25 protein-coding genes are annotated in these 23904 nt (G+C 50.1%); 19 read left to right on the top strand and 6 right to left on the bottom strand.

What is annotated here, in order from left to right:
* Nucleotides 1–98 precede the first annotated feature (98 nt).
* The 4 genes from I6E39_RS03115 to I6E39_RS03100 all read left to right on the top strand — a co-directional run bounded on the left by I6E39_RS03115 (nucleotide 99) and on the right by I6E39_RS03100 (nucleotide 4188).
* Nucleotides 99–539 carry an ACT domain-containing protein gene (locus tag I6E39_RS03115; RefSeq protein ID WP_235379948.1) on the top strand — a complete coding sequence of 147 codons (441 nt, stop codon included), beginning with the start codon at nucleotides 99–101 and terminating at the stop codon, nucleotides 537–539.
* 86 nt (nucleotides 540–625) lie between these two features.
* The gene (locus tag I6E39_RS03110) at nucleotides 626–1837 is read left to right on the top strand and encodes a homoserine dehydrogenase (protein ID WP_235379946.1); all 1212 of its coding nucleotides are present in this window, start codon (nucleotides 626–628) and stop codon (nucleotides 1835–1837) included.
* 97 nt (nucleotides 1838–1934) lie between these two features.
* On the top strand, nucleotides 1935–3161 hold the full coding sequence (locus I6E39_RS03105; protein ID WP_235379944.1) for an aspartate kinase: 1227 nt from the start codon (nucleotides 1935–1937) through the stop codon (nucleotides 3159–3161).
* Between the two features lie 259 nt (nucleotides 3162–3420).
* The gene (locus tag I6E39_RS03100) at nucleotides 3421–4188 is read left to right on the top strand and encodes a hypothetical protein (RefSeq protein WP_235379943.1); all 768 of its coding nucleotides are present in this window, start codon (nucleotides 3421–3423) and stop codon (nucleotides 4186–4188) included.
* Nucleotides 4189–4306: 118 nt separating this feature from the next.
* Here I6E39_RS03100 and I6E39_RS03095 read toward each other — a convergent pair whose 3' ends face one another.
* The 6 genes from I6E39_RS03095 to I6E39_RS03075 all read right to left on the bottom strand — a co-directional run bounded on the left by I6E39_RS03095 (nucleotide 4307) and on the right by I6E39_RS03075 (nucleotide 8828).
* Nucleotides 4307–5944, bottom strand: coding sequence for a recombinase family protein (locus I6E39_RS03095; RefSeq protein WP_235379941.1), 1638 nt, complete (start codon nucleotides 5942–5944; stop codon nucleotides 4307–4309).
* 77 nt (nucleotides 5945–6021) lie between these two features.
* Nucleotides 6022–6315 carry a hypothetical protein gene (locus I6E39_RS03090; RefSeq protein ID WP_235379939.1) on the bottom strand — a complete coding sequence of 98 codons (294 nt, stop codon included), beginning with the start codon at nucleotides 6313–6315 and terminating at the stop codon, nucleotides 6022–6024.
* Nucleotides 6316–6341: 26 nt separating this feature from the next.
* On the bottom strand, nucleotides 6342–7817 hold the full coding sequence (gene mobQ / locus I6E39_RS03085; protein ID WP_235379979.1) for a MobQ family relaxase: 1476 nt from the start codon (nucleotides 7815–7817) through the stop codon (nucleotides 6342–6344).
* Nucleotides 7818–7819: 2 nt separating this feature from the next.
* The gene (locus tag I6E39_RS03080; protein WP_235379937.1) at nucleotides 7820–8137 is read right to left on the bottom strand and encodes a DUF3847 domain-containing protein; all 318 of its coding nucleotides are present in this window, start codon (nucleotides 8135–8137) and stop codon (nucleotides 7820–7822) included.
* A 423-nt stretch (nucleotides 8138–8560) separates the two neighbouring features.
* Nucleotides 8561–8680 carry an S-layer homology domain-containing protein gene (locus tag I6E39_RS11190; protein ID WP_420908174.1) on the bottom strand — a complete coding sequence of 40 codons (120 nt, stop codon included), beginning with the start codon at nucleotides 8678–8680 and terminating at the stop codon, nucleotides 8561–8563.
* Between the two features lie 7 nt (nucleotides 8681–8687).
* Entirely contained in the window at nucleotides 8688–8828 is a 141-nt protein-coding gene (locus I6E39_RS03075; RefSeq protein WP_235379935.1) for a hypothetical protein, read from the bottom strand.
* Nucleotides 8829–9164: 336 nt separating this feature from the next.
* Between I6E39_RS03075 and I6E39_RS03070 the strand changes: the two genes are divergently transcribed.
* From I6E39_RS03070 to I6E39_RS03005, 15 genes are all read left to right on the top strand, one after another.
* Complete coding sequence (locus I6E39_RS03070; protein ID WP_235379934.1) at nucleotides 9165–9497, top strand: hypothetical protein; 333 nt, start codon at nucleotides 9165–9167, stop codon at nucleotides 9495–9497.
* A 332-nt stretch (nucleotides 9498–9829) separates the two neighbouring features.
* Nucleotides 9830–10084 (top strand): hypothetical protein, encoded by a 255-nt coding sequence (locus tag I6E39_RS03065; protein WP_235379932.1) that lies wholly within the window; start codon nucleotides 9830–9832, stop codon nucleotides 10082–10084.
* A 383-nt stretch (nucleotides 10085–10467) separates the two neighbouring features.
* Nucleotides 10468–11313 (top strand): sugar phosphate isomerase/epimerase family protein, encoded by an 846-nt coding sequence (locus I6E39_RS03060; RefSeq protein WP_235379931.1) that lies wholly within the window; start codon nucleotides 10468–10470, stop codon nucleotides 11311–11313.
* A gap of 58 nt (nucleotides 11314–11371) precedes the next feature.
* Entirely contained in the window at nucleotides 11372–11914 is a 543-nt protein-coding gene (locus I6E39_RS03055; RefSeq protein ID WP_235379930.1) for a TRAP transporter small permease, read from the top strand.
* On the top strand, nucleotides 11907–13205 hold the full coding sequence (locus tag I6E39_RS03050; protein WP_235379929.1) for a TRAP transporter large permease: 1299 nt from the start codon (nucleotides 11907–11909) through the stop codon (nucleotides 13203–13205). Before I6E39_RS03055 ends, I6E39_RS03050 begins: the two co-directional genes overlap by 8 nt.
* Nucleotides 13206–13223: 18 nt before the next feature.
* Nucleotides 13224–14375 (top strand): TRAP transporter substrate-binding protein, encoded by a 1152-nt coding sequence (locus I6E39_RS03045; RefSeq protein ID WP_235379928.1) that lies wholly within the window; start codon nucleotides 13224–13226, stop codon nucleotides 14373–14375.
* An 83-nt stretch (nucleotides 14376–14458) separates the two neighbouring features.
* The gene (locus I6E39_RS03040; protein WP_147561246.1) at nucleotides 14459–15352 is read left to right on the top strand and encodes a PfkB family carbohydrate kinase; all 894 of its coding nucleotides are present in this window, start codon (nucleotides 14459–14461) and stop codon (nucleotides 15350–15352) included.
* Between the two features lie 55 nt (nucleotides 15353–15407).
* Nucleotides 15408–17471 (top strand): hydantoinase/oxoprolinase family protein, encoded by a 2064-nt coding sequence (locus tag I6E39_RS03035; protein ID WP_235379927.1) that lies wholly within the window; start codon nucleotides 15408–15410, stop codon nucleotides 17469–17471.
* Nucleotide 17472: 1 nt separating this feature from the next.
* Nucleotides 17473–19230 (top strand): hydantoinase B/oxoprolinase family protein, encoded by a 1758-nt coding sequence (locus I6E39_RS03030; protein ID WP_235379926.1) that lies wholly within the window; start codon nucleotides 17473–17475, stop codon nucleotides 19228–19230.
* Between the two features lie 4 nt (nucleotides 19231–19234).
* Nucleotides 19235–20239: an SIS domain-containing protein gene (locus tag I6E39_RS03025; RefSeq protein ID WP_235379924.1), complete on the top strand. Its 1005-nt coding sequence runs from the start codon at nucleotides 19235–19237 to the stop codon at nucleotides 20237–20239.
* Nucleotides 20240–20508: 269 nt separating this feature from the next.
* Nucleotides 20509–20853 (top strand): IS66 family insertion sequence element accessory protein TnpA, encoded by a 345-nt coding sequence (gene tnpA / locus I6E39_RS11185; RefSeq protein ID WP_420908172.1) that lies wholly within the window; start codon nucleotides 20509–20511, stop codon nucleotides 20851–20853.
* Nucleotides 20847–21161 carry an IS66 family insertion sequence element accessory protein TnpB gene (tnpB, locus tag I6E39_RS03020; protein ID WP_235379922.1) on the top strand — a complete coding sequence of 105 codons (315 nt, stop codon included), beginning with the start codon at nucleotides 20847–20849 and terminating at the stop codon, nucleotides 21159–21161. The genes tnpA and tnpB overlap by 7 nt, the downstream gene beginning before the upstream one ends.
* Before the next feature lie 111 nt (nucleotides 21162–21272).
* On the top strand, nucleotides 21273–21857 hold the full coding sequence (locus I6E39_RS03015; RefSeq protein ID WP_235379921.1) for an IS66 family transposase zinc-finger binding domain-containing protein: 585 nt from the start codon (nucleotides 21273–21275) through the stop codon (nucleotides 21855–21857).
* Nucleotides 21758–22972 (top strand): IS66 family transposase, encoded by a 1215-nt coding sequence (gene tnpC, locus I6E39_RS03010; RefSeq protein ID WP_338127109.1) that lies wholly within the window; start codon nucleotides 21758–21760, stop codon nucleotides 22970–22972. Before I6E39_RS03015 ends, tnpC begins: the two co-directional genes overlap by 100 nt.
* A gap of 91 nt (nucleotides 22973–23063) precedes the next feature.
* Entirely contained in the window at nucleotides 23064–23783 is a 720-nt protein-coding gene (locus I6E39_RS03005) for a GntR family transcriptional regulator (protein WP_235379919.1), read from the top strand.
* Nucleotides 23784–23904 lie beyond the last annotated feature (121 nt).

Raw genomic sequence — 23904 nt, 5'->3', positions numbered from 1 at the left:
GTTGCAACCAGCGGGAAATTGTGCTAAAATAGGCCACATCGCAAGAACAAATGCCCGTACAACATGGACACGCAGCCATGTGGAGAGGAGGAGTTGCCGTGAGCGCACCGGCAAAATACTTTATTGTAGAGGCGGAGGCCATGCCGGAGATTTTTCGGAAGGTGGCGGAGGCCAAGCGTCTGCTGGAGACGGGAGAAGAGACTACCGTGAACAGCGCGGCCAGGGCGGTTGGGATCAGCCGCAGTGCCTTTTATAAATATAAGGACTCGGTGCGTCCTTTCAACGATATGCTCCATGGAAGGATCGTCACCTTCCAAATTCTGCTGAAGGATGAGCCGGGGATCCTGTCCTCCACCCTCAATGTATTCGCGGGAACGGGGGTCAATATCCTGACCATCAACCAGAGCATCCCAGTAAACGGCTGCGCGGTGGTCACCATGACGGCGGAAACCTCGGCTCTGCGGGGTTCTCTGGAGGAAGTGCTCCGGGATGTGACAGTCACTTCCGGCGTCCTTAAATGCGAAATCCTGGCCGGGTGATCAGAGATATGAGAGAACGGATGGGGAGCGGACTCCCCCGCCCCTCATACCTTTTGTCTTTTATTTGAAGCGAGAGGAGAAATAACATGGTAAACGTAGCAATTTTGGGATTTGGCACCGTGGGTTCCGGCGTGGCCGAGGTGCTGACCAAGAACGGCGGCCTCATCGACCAGCGGGTGGATGACCTGGTCCGTCTGAAGTATATTCTGGACGTGCGGGATTTCCCTGACAGCCCCTATCAGGAGCGCTTTGTCAAGGACTTTGCTGTGATTGAGAATGATCCCGAGGTGGACATTGTGGTTGAGACCATCGGCGGCGCCAAGATCGCCCTGGATTTCACCACCCGGGCCCTGAAGGCGGGCAAGAGTGTCGTTACCTCCAACAAGGAACTGGTGGCCACCCACGGCTATGACCTGCTCCAACTGGCCCATGAGCACGGCGTCAGCTACCTGTTCGAGGCCAGTGTGGGCGGCGGTATCCCCATTCTGCGGCCCCTGACCTCCTGCCTGGCGGCCAACGAGCTCAACCAGGTCACCGGCATCCTCAACGGCACCACCAACTATATCCTGACCCGGATGATCCGGGCCGGCCTCACCTTTGAGCAGGCTCTGAAGGAGGCCCAGGACAACGGCTACGCCGAGAAGGACCCCACCGCCGACGTGGACGGCCACGACGCCTGCCGGAAGATCTGTATTCTGGCCGCCCTGGCCTTCGGGGAGCATGTCTACCCCGACCAGGTGCCAACCGAGGGCATCCGCGGCGTCACCCTGGAGGACGTGGCCTACGCCGATTCCAGAGGCTATAAGATCAAGCTGCTGGGCCGGGCCATCCGTCAGCCCCAGGGTAAGGTCTGCGCGTTTGTCGCTCCCCATCTGGTGCCCGCCGACAATCCCCTGGCCGGAGTGGAGGACGTGTTCAACGCCATTGCCGTCAACGGCAACGCCATCGGCGACGTGATGTTCTATGGCCGGGGGGCCGGCAAGCTGCCTACCGCCTCCGCCGTGGTGGCCGACGTCATTGACATTGCCAAGGACCTGAAGAAGGACCGCCGCAACAGTTGGGGTCCCGGCTCCAAGGAACTGGTGGTCTCCTCCGACATCATCACCTCCCGGTGGTATGTCCGGGCCCAGGTCCCCATGGATCAGGCCCGTCTGGCCTGCGGCGAGATCCAGCCCCTGGCCCGCAGCGGCGCTCCCGCCGGCGAGGTGGCCTTCCTGACCGCCTCCATGACCGAGCCTCAGGTCCGGGATAAGCTGAAGGGAATGGAAGTGGACTCCCTGTTCCGGGTGCTGGACTGACCCGTTTGCCTCCCGGGAGGAGGCGGCATAGGATGGAGGGGGAGAAGACTCCCTTTCAAATCCGAACTTGATTTGACCTTTAGGGGGAAACACATACATGTCACTCATCGTACAAAAATTCGGCGGCACCTCCGTCGCCGACGCGGACCGCCTGCGCAATGTGGCCCGCATCATCACCGAGACCTATAAGAAGGGAAACAGCGTGGTCGCGGTGCTGTCCGCCCAGGGCGATACCACCGACGACCTGATCGAGAAGGCCAAGGAGATCAACCCCAGGGCCTCCAAGCGGGAAATGGATATGCTCCTGTCCACCGGCGAGCAGATCTCCATCTCTCTGTGCGCCATGTGCATCGAGAGCATGGGCTTCCAGGCCATCTCCCTCACCGGCTGGCAGGCCGGGATGCTGACCAACTCCTCTTACAGCTCCGCCCGGATCAAGCGCATCCGCACCGAGCGCATTCAGAAGGAGCTGGACAAGAACAAGATCGTGCTGGTAGCCGGCTTCCAGGGCATCAATAAGTATGACGACATCACCACCCTGGGCCGGGGCGGTTCCGACACCTCCGCGGTGGCGCTGGCCGCCGCCCTCCACGCCGACCTGTGCCAGATCTATACCGACGTGGACGGCGTCTACACCGCCGATCCCCGCTATGTCAAGGGTGCCCGCAAGCTGGAAGAGATCACCTTTGACGAGATGCTGGAGCTGGCCAGCCTGGGCGCCCAGGTGCTCCACAACCGTTCGGTGGAAATGGCAAAGCGTTACAATGTGAATATGGAGGTCCTTTCCAGCTTCAGTGGGAATCCCGGTACCAAAGTCAAGGAGGTTGTCAAAACCATGGAAAAAACTCATGTCAGCGGCGTAGCCAAGGATAAAAATGTGGCCCGCCTGGCCCTGGTGGGTCTGGCCGACCAGCCCGGCATCGCCTTTAAGATTTTCTCTCTGCTGGCCAAGTACAATATCAACGTGGATATCATCCTGCAGTCCATCGGCCGTGATGAGAGCAAGGATATCAGCTTCACCGTGGCACGGGGCGACGCCGAAGAGGCCAAGCGGATCATGGAGGAGAACAAGGAAGCCATCGGCTTCCAGCGTGTGGAGCTGAATGACCGCATCGCCAAGATCTCCATCGTGGGCGCCGGCATGGCCAATAACGCCGGCGTGGCCTGTAAGATGTTCGAAGCCCTGTTCTCTGCTGGGATCAACATCAACATGATCTCCACCAGCGAGATCAAAGTGTCCGTCCTGGTGGACGAGCGGGAGGCCGAGCGGGCTGTCCAGGCGGTCCACGACCGGTTCTTCAGCGAATTTGGCAGCAACGCCTGATCCGTTTTTGCGCACAGATATGAAACAGGCCGGGACCCTTTTGGGCCCCGGCCTTGATTTGTCTTGGAACGGTGTTCAGAAAGCGGGACGGGAAAAGATGGGAACTGTTCGGCCCGACGGAGGAAGAAACCGGATTCAACGTTTTGGGTGTTGCAAAAGTATCTGTAATCTGGTACAATGTAATCCTATACGGATCGCAGAATCGGAAGGTAATTCTGCCGGAGCTCCAAAGAAAACGGCAGCAAGGAGAATGACGCACATGGATAAAAACCAGAGAGAAGCACGCCGGCGCCAGGAAGATCAGGCCCTCAACCGGGGACTGATGTGGGTGGGAGGAGCCATCGTCCTGGAATTCCTGCTGCTGCTCGTCAATCGTTATTATATCACCTTTAAGATTTCAGAAGTGGGCACGGCCGAATTGATCTGGAACGGGTTGAAGCTCCTGCGGATCGCGGGGGTCGTCCTGGGCGTGGCCGCTTTGGTCTGGGCCGGATTCCGGTTCCGGAAGGGCGGAAAGAACGGACTGTGTGTAGTCCTGGCCCTGGTCTGCGGGGCGCTGGCCACTTGCGCCCATATTATTCTGGTGTTCCAGAAGCCCGGTGTTCAGATGCTGTTTCTGATGGTCCCGGCTTGGGCTGGGCTGGCACTGGTCTATTACCTCTACCAGCGGGAATTTTTCCTGGGCGCCGCGGCCAGCGGAATGTCTGTGCTGGGCCTGTGGTTCGTCCGCTACGGCGGCAGAGTGGGCCTGGAGACGGTGCTGACCCTGGTGGGGATCCTGCTGGTGGCCGCGGCCACCCTGTGGCTGAAGAAAAATAACGGTGTGATCCACCGGACCAATGGGGAGGAAGTCCGCTTCCTGTCTAAGAAAGCATCCTATCCCATGATCCTGGTCAGCTGCCTTGTGGGTCTGGTAGCCCTGCTGGCCGCCATGATCCTGGGAGCCAACATCGCCTATTACCTCATGTTTGCCATGGTGGCCTGGTTGTTTGCCCTGTTGGTATACTATACCGTGAAGCTGATGTAAAAGGCGGAATAAATGGATAATAAAAAAGCGGTCCCGCTATAGCCGGGTGGTCGTAAAACAGTAAAATCAAAAAAATGGTGAAAACCTTGTGTTTTCAAGGGGTGCGGCGTGACTTCGGTCACGCCGTTTCCTCTTTCATCAGCTCATTCAGCGGGATGAAGCCCAGCCCGTCGTACTTGATGTGGATGTGCTGCACACGCTTTCCGCTGGATTTGTCCGGTGCATCCACATAGATAGCGAACACCAGCTCCCGCAGAGCATAGCCGTCCAGCTCGTCGATGCCCACATACTTGTGCGCCGTCTGAATGAACTTCTCAATGTTTTCGTTCTGTCGTTCCTGTACTTCAATTTTCTGCCGCAAGGTGATACACTCGGCCTCCAACTGCTTCTGCTCCGTTTCATAGGTCAGGCTCAGCATATCGAAGCGCTCATCACTCAGCCGTCCGCTGGCGTTGTCCTCGTAAATCCGGATGAACAGCCGTTTCAGCTCGGCGATGCGGTTTTCGTTCCGTTCCAGCCGTTTCCTGCGGACGCGGATCTGCTCACTGCTTTCCAGCCGGAGCTGTTCTTCCATCACAGTACGGAAATGTGCCTCATGCCGCAGAATGTAGCCCGTCACAGCCTGGATGTGTTTCAGGACCAGGTGGCTGAGTACGGCTTCCCGGATGTAATGAGTGCCGCACTTATCCTTGTGCTTCCAATGGAGAGAACAGTCGAAGAACGCGCCCTCCGGTCGGTAATTGTTGGTCGCTCCGTAATACAGCTTCTCGCCGCAGTCTGCACAGTACACCAGCCCGGAAAAGATGCTGCTTCGGCCTGTGCGGGTCTTGCGGTGCCGCTGCTGGCGAACCTGCTGTACCTTCTCAAACACGGCTTCTTCAATGATGGCCTCATGTGTATTGGGGAAGATGGCTTGCTTCTCAAGGGGATTGTCCCGCTGCTTTTTGTCCCATATGGAGTTGGTATAGGTCTTGAAGTTCACCGTACAGCCCGTGTACTCCCGCCGTTCCAGAATCGCCACAACGGTACTGCTGTGCCAGCCGTAGGGGTCCTCCGGTTTCTTGTTCGGGGTCTTGATTCCCTGTAAGGCCCTGTATGCGCTGGGTGTCAGCACCTTGTCCGCTTTCAGTTGGTTGGCAATCTGCTTGGGACCCCTGCCCTCCATACACAGGTTGAAGATGCGCTTCACCACATTAGCGGCCACCGGGTCAACCACCCAACGGTGGGGATTCTCCGGGTCCTTTACATAGCCATAGGGCACATTGGTGGTAAGAGGTACGCCACGTTCACCTTTTGCTTTCTGGACAGCCCGGATCTTTCGGCTGGTGTCCCGGGCATAGAACTCGTTGAACCAGTTCTTGATACCTGCAAAATCGTTGTCCACCCGGTTGGGGTCGATGGTGTCGTAGTTATCGTTGATGGCGATGAAACGGACGCCGTTCTGCGGAAAGGTGAAGTTGGTGTAAAGCCCAGTCAGTGCGGAGTTGCGGCCCAATCTGGAAAGGTCCTTGGTGATCGCCACGGCCACCCGCCCGGCCTCGATTTCGGCCAGCATGGCCTGAAAGCCGGGACGGTCGTAGGTCACACCGCTAACACCGTCATCCACGAAAAAGGTTGGGTTGGGGAAGTGATGCTCCCTGGCATACTGCAAAAGCATGGCCTTCTGATTTTCAATGGAAAGGGACTCGCCAGCCCGGTCATCCTCCTGAGACAGTCGGCAATAAAGGGCGGTAATTTTATCTGTTGCTCCGCACATTTCTGTATCCTCCTTTGGTGGAGCAACTGTCAGTACAGGATTGGTTGGCTTTATTGTACCAAGATTCTGGGTGTTTGTCATTCTGAATCCTCCAGCTTTTCCGCAAACTTTTTGGATGTGATGCGTTCCAGCTTGCGGACAAAGTTCTCCGTCCCCTCATAGCTGCCTGTGACAACGTAGGTGGTGCCGTGGATGACCTCGGTGACGGTCAGTTCGGGAATCCAGAAAGCGGAGAGATTCTTCACATGGATGTGTCCGTCCTCACCCCAAAAGAATCTGCGCTCGGTTCTTTCAGACGGCAGAGACTCCGGCTCGGAGAAATAATATCCCTCCGGGTCGAGTTGATGTTCAAATTTCGATTTCTGTTCCATAAGTACCTCCTGATTTTCTGTAAGAATTAGTGTTCGATTTCCGGCTTTTTCTGCCGCACAGCGGCGTTCTGGCGCTCCTGCTCATGGATGACCTGCTCCACCTTGTATTTGATCTGCCAGAGCTTTTTCGCTTCCGCATAGATGGGTGAAAGTTCTGCCTGTTCAGTTTTGTATTCCTGTTCCAGACGATCACGCTCATTGCGCCATGCGGTGATGGGGAGCTTTCCATTTTTGAAATACGGCTTCAACTTGCGCTCCGCCATGTGATACAGGCGGAGTGTGTTTTTGTTTTCTGAGATGAATTGCTCCCGCTTGCCTTTCCATTTGATAGTTGCCAACTTGTCGGCAACGGGTTTGCTCTCGGTATAAAACTGCACCATGCGGAGAAGCTCGTCCAACTCTTTCACGCGGTCAGATTTGCCGCGCATGGAGTTTTTCAAAGTATCGATGCGCTCACTCAGTGCAGCCACACGCTCCTGCAATTCCACCGGCGTTGTCAACTTGTTCTGCATGAGATAATTGACGATCTCATTAAACTCTTTGAGATTTCCGATCTTCGCTTTCTGGCTCCATGCTCCTGCATTGCGGTTGGTGTAATACTCACTGAGCAGCTGCGCCAGATTGGGAGCTTGCGGCTTGCTCAGTTCCTCATGCGCTTCTTTCAGCCAGTCAAGCAGAACGGAGATTTTCTTTTTCAGACTGCGGCTCAGATCGTTGGTTTTCCTGATCCAGCGGTTGAGATCGCCCTTGTCGGTGCTAATGCCCTTGGCCTCCATGGCCCGGACAGTCGGTCCCTCATGCTGGGTGGGTATTTGCTCCACACCTTGACGCTCAAAGCTGCGGTGGTCGATACGGCAATCCAAACCTTTCTCGGCAAACTTGGCGTTGCAAAGTTCAGCCCATGTTTGCCGCCATGCTTCCAGCGTTTCCGGGCTGCCCCAGTCGGTGGTGGGGACGGCATTGAACACATAGTCGCCAGCCTCGTCCCGGATGCGGTTGCCATGCTCGTCCAGCACATATTCCCGCCGCTGTTTGTTGCCCCATTTTCCGTTTGGCAGGATAGGCCGGATGGGACACATGACATGAAAATGCGGGTTCTGGATGCCGCCTTCCTCCTTGTCGGGAGAGTGAACGGCGAAGTCCACCACCATGCCCCGGCTCACAAACTGCTCCAATAATAATCGCCTTGCAAGTTCGATGTTCTCCTCCGTAGAAAACTCGTTCTGCAAGGCAATATCAAAGCTGTATGCAAGCTGTGCGTTCTTTCCGCGCTCGGCTTTTTCAACGGCGTTCCATAGGGTTTCCCGGTCTGCGTACTCTGTTGGAGCGTGGGGCGGCAGCAGGATTTCCGAACAGATCACGCCGCCCTTGCGGGTGTAGTCGCTGTCCTCGCCGTAATACTCGCTGTGCAGCTTTTCGCCGGATCGATAGGCGGCAGCAGCCACGGCAGACTGTCCGGCGCTGCGCTTGATTTGTGTCACATGAAAATGGAATAATGCGATGGTCAGGACCTCCCTTCGTATTCAGCACGGTTGTGTTCGTTGACGGCCTCCATGAGCAGGCCCTTGACCTCCGGCAAGGCGAGGGCTTTTTCCACGAGGGAATAGAACTCGGTTTCGTTCAACACCTTTGCAAGCGGAGCCACACTCTCGATGGCAGCTCCACGGGTAATGAGCCTGTGCGCCCGTTTCCGGCGGTCACCTTTTTCGTAGTAGACGGCACGGTTTTCAAGCTGCTGCTGTTTGTGCCGGAGTTGGGCAAGCTGACGCTCATTGGCGGCGATCTCGGCTTTCAGTTCGGGGATGGTTTTCTGTTTGGGCATGGTACATGACCTCCTTTTAATGGGGTGGATGGGATAAAAAAAGACCGCCTACGTTTTCAGTAGACGGACTGGCTGACAGCATGGGATTTTCAAACTTTGCGGCGAGGACTGTCTGCGTCAGCAGATTGTTCCCGCCGCAAAGTGCGCTGGGATAGCCATGAGGGGTCCCCGCAAAATCACCTGATTTGGTGGGGAGAGGAGGAGCAAGGGAGTGAGCGCAGTTTTCGCCGCAAGGCGGAAACGGAGACGAACGGACTTTGCGACGACGATGGCGCAAGGGAGGCACTCCCTTGTACGGAACAAAGTGACGCAAAACAGCCCGGACATTCAGGTGTCCGGGCTGTTCGCTCCGCAGGACGCACAATACAGGGTTTACCCTGTATAGAAGTGCGCCCTTGTCAACAAGGGATTCTTTGTGCGCTCTTATTCGCCGCCCATGCTGCGGTACAGGAATGTAACGATCTGCGCCCAGGTGCAGTCGTTGTTGGGGCTGAAGGTGGTGGCAGTAGTGCCTCTGGTGATGCCGTTCTCAGCGGCCCACAGGACTGCGTTACCAAGTGAAGTTCATCTGGCTCTCATCCGCACCCATGGACAGGCTGATATCGGTCTGATAGACCATTTCCTCGTTGGAGAGGGTCAAGTCGGTAAGATGGAACCAGATGTCGGAGCTGCTATGACGGCCCTGGTGCAACTCCGCGGTTATGGTGTTCGTGCCGGTGTGAAGGATGCTCAGGTCCAGCAGCTCAAAAGAAACTGTCTTTAGCGTGCCCGCGTTGGAGCCACCGTGTTGCAGGTTTGCATCAAATGATTACTGCATTGCCCTGGAATGGTACCGGGCGCCGGAAAAGCGGTTCTATTTGCCGCGCCGTAGCGTTCTAAAGCCCTTGGTGGATGACCTGCAGGACCTATTCGACGGGAAATTAGACTTTTGGGGTGTGAGTCTTCCCCCGCGTGGGGAAATGCACCCTCTGTATTTTCTTTATGACCTTTGCTATGGGGCACCGATGGCGTCCTATACTGTGATGACTTGATCGAGGATCTGGAGGAGAGCCTTAACCCGGTCCATCTTCAAAAAAAGTACGACGCCTACCTGAACCAGTTGAAAGACCGTAAGAAGTTGGGGGCCGTGGAGCTCATGGTCGGTACTCGCTGGAATGTGGCGGATCCACTGGGGCGCATCGAGGAGCAATATCGGGATAATCCCCGGTACCGTTTCACCGTGATTCCGGCGTTGAACGAGGCAGGGGAGAATAATTTCGACTATAAATATGACCTGGGCTTCGACACGGAATACTATCAGGACATGAAGGAGAGTATTGATGACGCCACCTGGATGGCAAAATACATGGGGAATCCCTAAATTCGGGAAGGGCTGCTGTTCCCAGCTGATGAGCTGCGATACTACAACGGTGTGCTGCCGGATGGGGAACCGGACCGCATCATGGCAGTAGTCGATACTGCCTGGGGTGGGGGAGACAGTCTGAGTATGCCGGTGGCCTATATTTATGGGGAGGACGTGTACATCCAGGATGTGGTCTTCAATGCAGGGGATAAAACTGCCACACGTCCACTGGTGCTTGGAACCTTGAAGCAGCACCATCCCCACATGGTTCGGTGGGAGAGCAACAATGGCGAAGATGAGCATGGCGCATCGTAGATGAAAAGCTCCGCCAGGACGGGGTGAAGGTGAATATGAGCTATAAGAAGGCCCCAACGAATCAGAGCAAATTGAGCCGGTTCATCCAGTATGCACCGGATATCAAGACATTCTACTTCATAGATGGGAAGCACCGTAGCTCTGAGTATGAGAAATTCGTCCGGGAACTGACCCTGATCACCATCAGTGGAAAGAATCTTCATGATGATGCCCCGGATGCTTGCGCCATGCTGGTGGATTTTATCACCGGAGGCATTAAAACGGTGACGGTGGCGAAAAGACCGTTTTGAAAGAGAATGTGCCGGGCAGAAATCATCAGTCGGTACTATGTTGAATAATAGCTATTAAGCCTCTGACATGGTTTGAACTTCTAACAATAATTTGTAAGAATTAGCAGAAAAAAGTTACAAAAACCTGGGTGTAACTAAAGATTATATTGTGTATATATGAATATTTGTAACGGTTTTTCAGAGGAACGGAAAATACATCAAAAAAATTAACAAAATTTTTTAATGATGTTGATTTAGGCTGAGCAATAATATATACTTTAGACATGATGTTACATAACATTACACGATGATACATATCTGCGCGGTCTGAATAATAGAACGGGAGCTGTAGATAGCATAAGATGGTGTACTTAGGTATCATCAAACAAGGGGGTTGATCATCAATGAGTAGTATCAAACATCTGAAACGGGCACAAATTGCATGTTCCAATTATCACTACATAAAGTATAGCCTCCCGTATTTTTTGAATTCTATGGTAAATTTAGACCAACACTTGATTGAGTTTTATGCAGCTAGCCCTCACCTTAGTGTGGAAGACGCAACATATAATTCTGTTAAAGTGTTAAAACGAGAATTGGATGCACGTGAAATAAAAGTGTGCTGTTTGACTCAAGAACAGTGCGTTTATCCAATTAATATTGCCTGTGAAGATGATGCCATTCGTGAAAGAAGCACCCAAACTTTTATGAAAACCATTGAGTTTGCTGCTCAGCTTCAGGCTCCATATGCACAAATAGTGTGCGGGAGAGGATATTTCGACAATCCAGAGGAGGACGCATGGAAACGTAGTGCGGAGTCACTTTCAAGAATTGTGGACAAGGCGTCAAGATATGGAGTCACAATGGTTATTGAAGCTGCAAGTTATAATACCACAAATGTAGTTTACGATAGCCATCGCATGCGCCGTATGATAGATGAAATTGGAAGTCCCAACCTGAAAGGTATGTTGGATACCTGTGCGGTTGCAATGGCTGGTGAGGACATTCGTGAAGATTTAGCACTCTTAGGTCAAGATATGGTTCATTTACACTTTGCTGATGGGACGCCGTTGGGACATTTTATACCCGGTGAAGGGAAACTCCCCCTGATAGACTACTTAACCGCGCTCGACGAGGTAAGGTATACGGGTGCAATCCCATTTGAGATATATAACCGTCTGTACGATTTTGAACCAGAAGGAACGATGAAAAAGTGTCTTGAGTTCATGTACCAAGTAATCCCGGAATGATCGTGTGCAGGAAGATGAATGTGATGTAGGTACGTTTACTTGTACAGAAAGGAGCATCATGAAAGCAGGAATTCGAAAAATAGGGGCTATTCTTGACTGCTTTAACAATGCGCTGGAATTACTGGCAGGACTATCCGCATTTGTTATGATGGCAATGTTGTGCTTTCAAGTCATGATGAGGTATGTGTTCTCGAATCCTATTTATGGCATTGATGAGGCTGTTGTTGCTATCATGGTGTGGGTCTGCGCTGTGGGATGGGCTACGGTGTATTGGCAGAATGGGCATGCGATATTAGAGTTCATTGTTAAGCGGATGAGTCAAAATGCCCGCCGTGTGATTTTTCATTTAACGAACGCAATTGTATTGCTGATATCAGTATTGTTTGTCCCAGCTAGTTGTAAGCTTTTTAAAATGCAAGAGCATCTACGACCAATAGGAGGCCTCCCCTTCGGGAAAGCATATTATTATGCATTGCCAGTGGTAGTGATGAGTATCATTGTACTCATCTATTGTGTCTACAAGACGATTGCATATATCGTATTAGATGATGAGAGTATTGTCGTCCCTGACGCGCGAGAGGAGGGCAATACACTTGACTAGTTTTGACCCTATGATTCTTCTGTATTTTGGAACATTCGTTGTTTTAATCCTTCTGCAGATTCCGATTAGTTATGCGATGCTCTTTGCGAGTCTGGAGTACTTGGTTGTCAACCACGAAAGCTTTATCATTTTTGCCCAGAAAACAGCGAACTCATTTGCAGACTTTAATATGTTAGCGCTTCCATCGTTCCTGTTTGTCGGGTGCTTTATGAACGAGGTGGGGTTGACAGATCGCTTATTCTTAATGTTAGAGCGCTGGCTCGGTCATCTCCCGGGAGGCTTAGCTCACGCCAATGTTCTGGCGTCCATGCTGTTCGCTGGCATGTCAGGATCCGCTTTGGCTGATGCAGGTGGGTTAGGAACAATTGAAGTAAAGGCTATGTCTGAAGCAGGCTATGATAAGAACTTTTCTATAGCCGTAACAGCTGCTTCAGCGGGGATTGGCCCTATTATTCCTCCGTCCATTAACTTCGTTATTTGGGCTTTTTTGTCCCAAACTTCGACAATGGCGATGTTCGAGGCCGGATATCTCCCAGGTGCTATCATGGGAATTTGTATGATGGTCTGGATTGTTATTGCCATGAAAACTCAAAATATTAAGTGCCCAAAATCCAGAAGATATACTTGGCGAGAGCGGTTTTTTGCTACTTGGAAGTCCCTTCCGGCATTGGGAGGCCCAATTATTTTGATTGTTGGGATTACAACAGGTGTTTTTACGCCCGCTGAATGTGGGACTGTTGCAGCTATGTACTGTGTACTGCTTGCCATTGCTATTCGGAGATTTAACTGGGCTATGTTTTCCAGAGCATTGCGAGCGACTATTGCCAGTACCGGAATGGTGATGTGCCTATGCGCTTCTGGTATGGTGTTCAACTGGCTTATTGTTACAAGCGGCATAACGACCATGGTTACAAATACGCTGATGGCTCTGAATAACCGGATTCTTATCCTGTTACTGCTAAACTGCTTGTTGCTATTCATGGGTTGCTTTATTGGCGCAATGCAGATCGAGATTATGATGGCACCGATTTTGATGAACCTAGCTACTGCACTTGGAATGAGCTATATCCAGATGGGTGTCATGGTTGTTTTGAATATCACCATTGGTATAATAACTCCACCTTTTGCACCGGCATTGTTCGTCACATGTAAGGCGACAGGAGGTAATTTCGAATCTGCGCTAAAGTACACGGTTCAGTTTTTGATCCCCCTGTTTATTACACTGATGCTGGTTGCTTATGTACCGCAGGTTACAGAGTTTCTCCCCAGACTGCTTGGGGCGCTCAAATAAAAACGGAGGTAATTAATTATGAAAAGAACACTGGCAACGCTCTTGGCACTGACCCTAGTGTGCGGGATGTTTTCTGCATGCAGCAAGAATCCTTCAAGTTCAGCTTCAGGTACATCTTCTGGTGCTATTAGTTCTTCCTCTCAGCCGACTGGCATTTCCAGTAGCATTGTTGATGTATCCTCTCTTTCTGTAGAAGAAGCTTCCAAACAGGCAGCTAATGTTCAGTATGGGGCTGACACCAAAGTTGTTCGCTTTGGTAATGCCGGTGCGCTGGGTGAGACCGGCCCGACGGCTTGTCAATATTACTGTGATTTGGCCAACATTGCATTTAATGGAAAATACCGGTTTGATTTCTATCCCTCGGAACAACTGGGTAACGAGACCACTATGTTAGAAAATATGCAAATGGGCCTTCAGGAAGTTATGATGACTACTTTGAGTACCATGGCTACCTATTCCCCAGATCTTAATATTTTGGATATGGCATTTTGCTTTACCTCCTCTGAACAGGCACAGTACTATATTGCACAGAACGAGCAAATCTGGAAGGACTTAGATGACGCTGGCTATGTCTTTGTTGCTTACAATCTGCAGCGTAATCCTCGAATGTTGTTCTGCACATGGCCGCTGGAGAACGCTTCTGATATGAAAGGAATGAAGTATCGTATCCCCAATCTTCCTATTTTTGAAGCTAATGCCCGTGCAATGGGGGCTACACCAGTTGTGACTGCTTATTCTGAGTATACCTTTGCTTTGATGCAGGGGATTGTGGACGGTGGCGATTCTGCGAAAGACGCATATTATTCCGCTGGATTCTATGAGTCTGCTCCCTATGCCTCCGAAGTTGATTTTGCCTACCCGTTTGAGAGTATTTTCTTTGCCAAGTCTTTCTGGGATACGCTCCCCGCTGAGGATCAGGAAGTCTTTAAGAGCCTTGGTTCTCAGGTTGAGAAATATTATAATGATACCATCAAAGACGCATGGGCTGAAATGAAAACGGAACTGATTGATAAAGGCGTTACCTTTGTAGACTGTGACCGTCAGTCGTTCATTGATGCTACTTCCCAGTTGGGTTATGAACTGCAGGAGACAGATTTGTTCAAGACCGAGAAACTCTATGAAAAAGTTCTGGCATGGAATGCTGAATTTGAGAAAGCTAATCCAGCCTAATTCTACCTGATCAAGGGACTGGCCGGAGTAACATTTTAGTGAACCGGCCAGTCCTTCAAATTTCTCCTAGAAAGGATGTTCCGATGAAACTGTTGGGGTTAGGAGATAACGTCTGCGATCTATATTTGCATACTGGTATGATGTATCCAGGCGGGCAAGCACTGAATGTTGCAGTGAATGCAGCACGGTTAGGAGCGAAAGCTGATTTTTTGGGTGTATTTGGAACTGACTGCGTTGCAGAACATGTGCGACATGTCTTAGATGAGGAAGGAATCGGCTGTGAGCGATGTCGTATATATCCTGGGGAAAATGGATATGCCAAGGTTACATTGAATCATGGTGACCGAGTCTTCCTAGGCAGCAATCGAGGGGGAGTATTGCAGAGACACCCTATTTCTCTTGACGAAGAAGATCTTTCGTATTGCTCTGAATTTCAAATCATTCATACCAGTAACAATAGTTTCCTGGACGGAGAGCTACCAAAATTAAGTACACTCCCTGGATTAGTTAGTTATGACTTTTCAGGCCAATGGACAGACGAAGAACGATTGAACCGGGTGTGCCCTTATATTGATTTTGCCTTTTTATCTGGAAGCGGGCTGTCGGAAACAGAGGCTATTACCATTGCGAATAGGATGATGGCTCTAGGTAAAATGGTTGTATGCATTACGCGAGGGAATCAATCAGCACTGATTTATGATGGACCATTCCATATGAAGCAATCCCCATATATCGTGGAAGCACTGGATACTATGGGTGCGGGAGATAGCTTTGCCGCTGGATTGCTTACAAAATTAGGAAAGCAATTAGAACAAGACGGTAAGGAAAACTGGGGTAATCCCCTTTATCGAGCCGAACTTTTGCACGCTTCGTTAGTAGATGCGGCAAAATGGTCGGCACATACTTGTACGATTTCCGGAGCCATCGGCTATGGAACCGATATTCCGCTTGAGCTGATGGCTCGTGTTTCCACTTAATACATAACATTATATAATGTATTAATAAATAATAGTTTTTATCTGAGGTGATATTATGGGCTACATGATTGGTGTCGATGTAGGCGGTACATTTACGGATTTTTCTGTGTTTGACTTGGACACTGGTAGGTTGATTAACTATAAAGACAGTTCAACCCCTGAAGACCCTTCTAGGGCTATTGTAAAAGGTGTACAGGATATTTTGGCACAGGAGAAAGCAGATGCGGATCAGGTGTCTTATTTGGCACATGGGACAACTGTCGGTACTAATGCCCTGATTGAAAAAAAGGGTGCAAAGCTTGGCCTAATCACAACAGAAGGTTTTAAAGATACCATGGAAATCGGGAATCAAAAACGCCCGAGCCTATATGACTTGCAGGCACAAAAGCCGGTTTCGTTAATCCCATCTGGTTGTAATATGGGGGTTAAGGAACGTATTTTGTATAATGGGGGAATTGACACTCCGCTTGACGAAGAAGATGCCCGCCGTGTTATCCGTTTTCTGAAACACAAGGGTGTGCAGGCGATTGCGGTATGTACGCTGTTTTCGTTCATTAATCCTGCACATGAGCGGCGAATCAAAGAACTTATAGAGGAAGAATTTCCTGAAGCATACACAACAATTTCTAGTGATCTTGCGCCTGAATTCCGAGAATACAGCCGGATGAGCACAACTGTCCTAAACTGTTATCTAGGACCTGTAATGAAAAAGTATGTTCACAATTTCCAGCAGTCGCTGAAGGATATTGGCGTACAGGTAGAACCTTACATTACACAGTCGAATGGTTCAATCATATCTATCAAAGAAACAATCGATTGCCCTATCAAATGTGCTGTTTCTGGCCCCAGTGCTGGAGTAGTTGCTGCCACGTTTATTGGCCGACAGTGTGGAGCCTCTAAAGTAATCACATTTGATATGGGCGGAACCAGTGCGGATATAAGCTTGATTGAAAATTATTCGCCTAAAGTGTCAAACGAACGATTGGTAGAAGGTTATCCAGCACGGATTCCTATGATTAATATAATTACGATTGGAGCAGGTGGAGGCTCTATTGCCAGGATTGATGAGGGGAATGCATTGAAAGTAGGGCCTGAAAGTGCAGGAGCTGTTCCTGGGCCCGCTTGTTATGGCAGAGGTGGTACGCAGCCAGTTGTCACCGATGCTAATATAGTCTTAGGAAAACTGAATCAGAACCGAATTCTTGGTGGAAGAATGAAGGTTCATTTGGAAAAAGCATATCAAGCACTAGATGAATATATCTGTGCCAAGAGTTCACTTAACAGAGAAGAAGCGGCGAACGGTATTATTACCGTTGTCAATTCTAATATGGTGCGTGCGGTTCGCAGTGTATCGGTGGAAAAAGGCTATGATGTCCGGGAATTCAGTCTTATGGCTTTTGGAGGGGCAGGCCCCCTTCATGCATGTGAGGTCGCCCAGGAGTTGGGTATTCGGGAAGTAATTATTCCTCCGCATCCTGGAACGCTATGTTCTTTGGGGTTGCTGTTGGCTGATACTAAATTTGATTTGAGCAGAACAAATATCCTGGATGCAACAAAAGAGAACATTCTGCTCTTCAATAACGAATTCTCGGATATGTTGCTCCAGGGAGCAAAGGCGCTTGATCGAGAGGGAATTGTGCAGGAACGGCGAATTTTTGAATGTTCGATTGATATGCGTTATCAGAGGCAAAATTTCGAAATTAATATTCCTGTTGCCTCTGGTGTCTTGACTGAGGAAACTTTGGAGAAAGCACTATCGGATTTCCACGCTGAACACAAAAGAAGTTATGGTTATTGCAATGAAAACGCGCCAGTTCAATTTGTCAGTTACCGAGTCAGCGCAATTGGAATAATCGACAAGCCTGAAATGGAAGCGAAGCCGATGGAGCCGGAGGCACCGTTGCCGAAACCAATCGAGGTACGGCGTGTCCTTTACCAGAACTGCACGGAGTATCTGGAAAGCCCAGTGTACAGCAGAGATGATTTGCTTCCCGGGCAAAGCATTAGCGGCCCGTGTATCTGCGAACAGATGGACACCACCTTGGTAGTTCCTCCTAAGTGGGTACTCAAAGTGGACAGATATGGAAATATTGTAATTCACTATAACGAGGTGAGATGATATGGTTCACAACAGACCAGATACTGTTACAGTAGAGGTTATCCGAAATTTGCTGATGTCTGTGGCGGAGGAAACCTATGGGATTATTATCCGCAGTGCATACTCTACGAATATGAAGGAACGTCGGGATGTTTGTACTGCTGTAATTGATCCGGATGGGAATAGTGTGGCTCAGGTGGAAAGTTTGACTGCCTTGCTGGGCTCAATGCTTAGTGTTGTGCCTAACATTTACGAAAAATTTGGGCGCGAAAACATCCATCCGGGGGATATGTTTATTGTAAATGATCCATTCCATGGAGGCGGAAATCATCTGCCGGATATCGTTTTAGCTGCGCCGGCTTTCTGTGGTGATACACTTGTTGGATGGGTGGCAAACATTGCACATCATGCGGATATTGGGGGAAAAGTCCCTGGCTCATCCAGTGGTGATGCTGTCAGCCTGTTCCAGGAGGGAATTCGAATTCCGCTAGTGCGTATTCGTGAGGATGGCAAGTTGAATCAAAGTGTTATGGATATGTTGCTGGTCAACTCCAGAGTTCCACAGGAGAGATACGGTGATTTGACTGCACAGATGTCGGCAAATTTGATTGGAATTCAACGGTTACAGGATGCGTATGAGCGCTATGGGGATGTCCTAATTTCTTGCATGTCTGAATTGATTGAGTATTCGGAACGCCGGATTCGGGCGGCAGTCGCCAAGCTTCCAGACGGTGAATATAGCTATACAGATTATATGGATGGCTGCGGCGAAAAATACCCAGATCCATTGCCGATTAAGGTCAAGATTACAGTGCGTGGCAATCAGATGGAAGTTGATTTTACTGGCTCTGCCCAACAATTGGAGGCACCTATCAATGTTCCTTGGCCGTGTACTAAAGCAGATGTGTTTTATTCCGTTAAGGCTATGCTGGGGCCCGATATTCCAGCTAATGAAGGAATCAACCGAGCTATTAAGGTGATTGCACCTAAAGGGTGTATCTTGAATCCCACTGAGCCTTCGCCTATTGGCTGCCAGATTGACACGTCCCAACGCGTCCCTGATGCAATTTTTGGGGCACTAGCGCCGCTTTTACCTGAACAAATTGTTACAGCGGGAAATGGAGCCTGCACTACCACGCTGCTGTCTGGCAAGGTTCGGCAGGATTCTGATGAAGTATTTATTTTCCATGAGGTTATTGCGGGTGGTGGAGGTGCTTGTTGGCAATATGATGGGTTGTCCGGAATCCAAGTAAACATGACCAATACTTCCAATATGCCTATCGAGGCTACAGAGATTGAGTTCCCCCATCTGTTAGCAAGAAGGAATGAACTGAAAGAGGATTCTGGTGGCCCGGGATATTTCCGAGGCGGACTTGGTATCCAACGTGAGTTAGAGATTCTGGAAGATAATGTGCTTTATACTGGTTTGGGCGACCGACATAAAATTCACCCGTGGGGATTGAAAGGTGGGAAGGAAGGTGCCGGTGGCGGTTTCTATCGTGTGGCCGCAGACGGGGCAGTAACCCATCTTAGCAATAAAGTGACGAGCCTTCCCATGATGGAGCACGATATTGTTCGTGTTATTACCCCGGGTGCTGGTGGATACGGAGACCCGCTGAACCGTGATATACAGAAGGTACTTCAGGATGTAATAGAATGCAAGGTATCGGTTGAGGGGGCTAGGCGAGATTATGGTGTCGTTATTATTGGAAACGAATATGACGGCTATCAGATCGATGAAGGGGCTACAGAGGCCATGCGTCAGGAATTAAGGAGATAAAACTATGAATGTAAAGGGTATGCAGGAAATCATTGAAGTGGTAGATCAGGTTAAAAATGATCTTGATGCAGCCGGGGGGCTGAAACATATCTATTTTGTCGCTTGTGGCGGTTCGCTAGCTTCTTCTTTCCCAGCACGGTATTTACTGCAACAGGAGAGCACTTCCATGCATGTTTCTGGGATGAATAGTAGTGAGTTTGTTCATGCTACACCCAAAGCGGTCGGACCAAGTTCTCTTGTAATTTGCACTTCGACTAAAGCTACTGCTGAGACGGTAGATGCACTCAAAAAGGCGAATGCTGCGGGAGCTGTTACTATCGGCCTGACTGGCTATTCAGATTCGCTTACAGCACAGACTGCAAAGTATTCGCTCGTCTACTTCCATGCGGACGAATGGTACCAGGATCCTTCTCTGGTGCATTGTAACAGTCAGGGGACTGCGTTGAAGTTAGCTTTCCGCCTGCTTTTTGCGATGGAAGGGTATGCCGGCTATGAAAAAGCAATGGATGCGTTCTGTAAGTTCCCCGATATTTATGCTGCAGCATATCAGGCTGTTAAGCCAGAAGCAGCTCGCTTCGCTATGCAGTACCGAAATGATACTATATTTAATGTACTGGCTAGTGGTGCCGCTTGGGAGGTAGCATATTCCGATGCCTTTTGTTTCTTCCAGGAAATGCAAACAGTTCATTGTGTTCCTTGCCATTCTGGAGAATACTTCCATGGGCCTTTTGAAACCACCGACAATCAGCTGGCGGTACTCTTATTCAAGAGTATAGGAAAAACGCGGCCTATAGACGAACGTGCCGAGCGGTTCTTGGAACGTTTCGGGGGCCATCACTATATATTCGATGCTAAAGAAATGGGATTGAGTGCATTAGATCCAGATGTGGCGGAGTACTTTAATGCGTTGCTACTTCATCCTATTTCAAAGCAGTTTATCTCTGCCATGGGTGATGTAAGGATGCACCCTATGAGCTATCGGCGTTACATGTGGAAGTTTGAATATTAAAAGAAACAATTTAGTTATAAAACAGATATAAAGTGACCGTCAAATCTCCCGGCGGATGGACACCCATGGGATAATAGTGGTGGAACGTTTCGCGACGTTCCACCACTATTAACATCAGGGAGAGACACCATGACATCAACAGAGCTAAAGCACCAGGCACGACAACAGAAGTGTAACCGTCAAATCTCACGGCGCATGGATACCCATGGGATAATAGTGGTGGAACGTTTCGCGACGTTCCACCACTATTAACATCAGGGAGAGACACCATGACATCAACAGGGCTAAAGCACCAGGCACGACAACAGAAGTGGGTGGCAGCGATCCAGGATTGCAGAAGCAGCGGCCTTCCGGTCCGGCAGTGGTGCAAGCAAAGAGGAATCACACCATCTACATACTATCGTTGGGAGCGAGAAGTGCTGTCCATCGCAGATGCAGCACCGGAATTACCCGGGGAACCTGCGTTTGCAGAGTTACCAGCACCGAAACAGCAGGATCGGAACGTTTCGGAATGTTCCGCCGCGTTGCGGATCGGCAATAGCAGCATTGAGTTCTATCAAGAACTGAGTCCAGAGCTGCTGAAAACCCTGGTTGAGGCTCTGGGGGCATGCTAAACGATTTTTCTGGAGCTGATAAGGTCTACATTGCCTGTGGCTATACAGATTTGCGGAAAGGCATTGACGGTCTGGCCAGAATGGTGCAGCAGCAGTTTGAATTGGATCCCTTCACCAACACGCTGTTCCCGTTCTGCGGGCGGCGCAGAGACCGGATCAAGGGACTATACTGGGAGGGAGACGGATTTATTCTGCTCTACAAACGGCTGGAACAGGGCGCATACCAGTGGCCGAGAAGTGAATCCGAAGTGCGGTCACTGACGCCGCAGCAGTACCGCTGGCTGATGGAAGGCTTAAAGATCGAGTAGCCAAAAGCCCACCGCCCGGTGTCTGGGCTGAGCATGATATGAGGCAGACTAAATCCCCGAAAAGCATTGAAAACACTGGCTTTTTGACTCGCTTTGTGGTATAATTTTTACATGGAAATCGAGAAGAAAATTGCCATAAGTAACGCTGAAATGGTGACCATTTCACGCGCGGAATATGAATGCCAGCAGACTCAGCTCACAGAACTAAAACTCCAGAACCAATGGCTTCTGGAGCAGTTGGGTCTTGCGAAAAAGCGGCAATTCGGCTCCTCTTCCGAGAAGATGCAGGAGGGCCTGATGGATCAGCTTTCGTTAAGCTTCAATGAGCTTGAAGCCTACGCCTATGGCACCAAATCCGCTACGCCGGAACAAGTTGCCGTGAAAGCCCATGCGCGCAAGAAGCAGTCCGGCAGCGTGACCGAGATCGTTCCGGAGGGCACACCCACTGAAGTGGTGGAGCACTGTCTGAGCGAAGAAGAGCTGATCTGCTCCGCCTGCGGCAGCAAAATGGAGGAGATCGGCAAAGAGGTCCGCCGCAGCCTGCAAATGGAGCCGCCCCGGTTCTGGATCCGGAAAGATGTCTACTATACCTACGCCTGCAAAAACTGCGAACAGGAGAGCGGCGAAGCCAACATCCTGAAAACACCGAGGAGCCTGCGCTGCTGCCCGGCAGCTATGCTTCCGCGGAGGCGGTAGCGCATATTGCGGTACAGAAGTTTGTGATGTATTCCCCACTGTACCGGCTGGAGCAGGAGTTTAACCGCCAGGGATTGAAGCTCTCCCGGCAGACCATGTCCAACTGGCTGCTGAATGTCTCTGATACCTGGCTGCGGCCCATCTATGAGGTGCTGCACCGGCAGCTCTGCAGGGAGAAAGTTCTCCATGGCGATGAGACGACGCTGCAGGTACTGAAGGAACCCGGGAAGGCGGCGACCAGCAAGTCTTACATGTGGCTGTACCGGACCAGCGGCTGCGCGGAGCATCCGATTGTCCTGTATGAATACCAGCCGAACCGGAAGGCAGAGCACGCGGAGGAGTTCTTAAAGGGCTTCTCCGGCTGGCTCCACGCAGATGGATATCAGGGTTACCATAAGCTGCCGGAGAATATCCGGGTGGTTGGCTGCTGGGCCCACGCGCGGCGAAAATTTGACGAAGCGCTGCAAACGCTGCCGCAGGAGAAGCGTAAAGATTCTCTGGCAGCAGCCGGCGAGTGCTACTGCTCAAGACTATTCCAGTTGGAGAAGTCTTTTGCGGAGCTGACGCCGGAGGAGCGATATGAAAAGCGGCTGGAACTGGAAAAACCGGTTCTGGACGCTCTGTTGGCGTGGGCAAATGAGGCCAGCGGCAAGACGGCACCGAAGTCCGCTTTGGGTAGGGCCCTGCACTATCTGCTGGAGCAGTGGCCGTACCTGATCCGCTATCTGGAGGATGGGCAGCTGGAACTGAGCAACAACCGTGCGGAACGCAGTATAAAGCCTTTTGTCATGGGCCGCAAGAATTGGCTGTTCGCGAATACGCCGGGCGGCGCACAGTCCAGCAGTGTGATCTATAGCCTGATTGAAACGGCGAAAGAAAACGGATTGGATCCGTACCGTTACTTGCTCTGGGTTCTGCGGAATGCTCCCGCTATGAGCCAGACGGATGAGTCTTGGGCCGAACAACTCTTGCCTGCCAGTGGCACCCCAGGAATGCAGAATACCAAAAGGATGAACATCTCTGGCTCAGCTAAGCCAGAGATGCTTTTTTATACGCTGGGAGATTTGACGGTTACTGTTCCGATAAAAAAATTACAAATATTATTGTTTTGGTGATTGTATTTCATATGATGAAATAGTAATATATAATCATAGAACGTTATATACTGGCACATATTATTACGAAGGAAAAGAGAGGCGGCATTATATGATAGACTTTAACAGTATGGTGCCTTTATATCAGCAGGTCATCGAACAGATTATGATAGACATAGAACATAATAAATTCGATAAAACGAGACGGTTGCCCACAGAAGACGAAATGTCTCGAAATTATGGTGTAAGCCGGATAACAATTCGTAAAGCAGTATCCGAATTAGCAAATAGGGGAATTGTTGTCAAAAAGCAGGGAAAAGGTACCTTCTTAAAAACGCCTCCTATGAAAAAAGTACTGAATAACTCTGCTATGAGTTTTACGAATCTGTGTCATGCAAATGGTAAGGTTGCAGGCAGTAAAGTGTTAGAGGCATCTATTTGCATACCGGAAGATACCGATGTGATAGAAACATTAGGGCTTCAGGAAGGAGAAAAGGCGGTTCGAATTCGCCGATTGCGATATGCAGACGGTAAACCATTAGTTATTGAAGACAACTATTTCCCTTTAAAGTACTCATATTTAATCGGTATTGATTTAGAAAATAAGTCCCTATATAGTTATTTGGAAACAGAACAAGGAATTAATATTATATCTGGTCATTTGACCATGCGGCTTATTAGGGCGAATAATAACACGGCACACCTATTAAATGTTCAGCGAAACACCCCGATGCTTCAACTTTGGAGCACAAATCTTTGTGAAAACGGAGAAATCTTACATACTTGTCGTCAGGTAGGTTATGGCGAAGATTTTGATTTTATAATTCGATAAACGAAATTCTTAGAACTGATTCAATCTGTGCCACAACCAGTAGCTATGCAAAACCATATAGAAGACCTGATACAAAATGTAAAGGCGTCTGAAAAGAGAGATGATTGTGACTTTTAACTTA

Origin of the sequence: Pseudoflavonifractor phocaeensis, assembly GCF_021531375.1 — a bacterium.
Lineage (GTDB): Bacteria > Bacillota > Clostridia > Oscillospirales > Oscillospiraceae > Lawsonibacter > Lawsonibacter phocaeensis_B.
This window is presented reverse-complemented; position numbering and strand designations above follow the sequence as displayed.

Bases quoted from the DNA above. Each gene is read 5' to 3' on its own strand.
- I6E39_RS03110 (WP_235379946.1), top strand. From the start codon at position 626: ATGGTAAACGTAGCAATTTTGGGATTTGGCACCGTGGGTTCCGGCGTG.
- I6E39_RS03105 (WP_235379944.1), top strand. From the start codon at position 1,935: ATGTCACTCATCGTACAAAAATTCGGCGGCACCTCCGTCGCCGACGCG.
- I6E39_RS03100 (WP_235379943.1), top strand. From the start codon at position 3,421: ATGGATAAAAACCAGAGAGAAGCACGCCGGCGCCAGGAAGATCAGGCC.
- I6E39_RS03095 (WP_235379941.1), bottom strand. From the start codon at position 5,944: ATGTGCGGAGCAACAGATAAAATTACCGCCCTTTATTGCCGACTGTCT.
- I6E39_RS03090 (WP_235379939.1), bottom strand. From the start codon at position 6,315: ATGGAACAGAAATCGAAATTTGAACATCAACTCGACCCGGAGGGATAT.
- I6E39_RS03080 (WP_235379937.1), bottom strand. From the start codon at position 8,137: ATGCCCAAACAGAAAACCATCCCCGAACTGAAAGCCGAGATCGCCGCC.
- I6E39_RS03065 (WP_235379932.1), top strand. From the start codon at position 9,830: ATGAGCTATAAGAAGGCCCCAACGAATCAGAGCAAATTGAGCCGGTTC.
- I6E39_RS03060 (WP_235379931.1), top strand. From the start codon at position 10,468: ATGAGTAGTATCAAACATCTGAAACGGGCACAAATTGCATGTTCCAAT.
- I6E39_RS03055 (WP_235379930.1), top strand. From the start codon at position 11,372: ATGAAAGCAGGAATTCGAAAAATAGGGGCTATTCTTGACTGCTTTAAC.
- I6E39_RS03045 (WP_235379928.1), top strand. From the start codon at position 13,224: ATGAAAAGAACACTGGCAACGCTCTTGGCACTGACCCTAGTGTGCGGG.
- I6E39_RS03040 (WP_147561246.1), top strand. From the start codon at position 14,459: ATGAAACTGTTGGGGTTAGGAGATAACGTCTGCGATCTATATTTGCAT.
- I6E39_RS03035 (WP_235379927.1), top strand. From the start codon at position 15,408: ATGGGCTACATGATTGGTGTCGATGTAGGCGGTACATTTACGGATTTT.
- I6E39_RS03030 (WP_235379926.1), top strand. From the start codon at position 17,473: ATGGTTCACAACAGACCAGATACTGTTACAGTAGAGGTTATCCGAAAT.
- I6E39_RS03025 (WP_235379924.1), top strand. From the start codon at position 19,235: ATGAATGTAAAGGGTATGCAGGAAATCATTGAAGTGGTAGATCAGGTT.
- tnpA (WP_420908172.1), top strand. From the start codon at position 20,509: ATGACATCAACAGGGCTAAAGCACCAGGCACGACAACAGAAGTGGGTG.
- tnpB (WP_235379922.1), top strand. From the start codon at position 20,847: ATGCTAAACGATTTTTCTGGAGCTGATAAGGTCTACATTGCCTGTGGC.
- I6E39_RS03015 (WP_235379921.1), top strand. From the start codon at position 21,273: ATGGAAATCGAGAAGAAAATTGCCATAAGTAACGCTGAAATGGTGACC.
- I6E39_RS03005 (WP_235379919.1), top strand. From the start codon at position 23,064: ATGATAGACTTTAACAGTATGGTGCCTTTATATCAGCAGGTCATCGAA.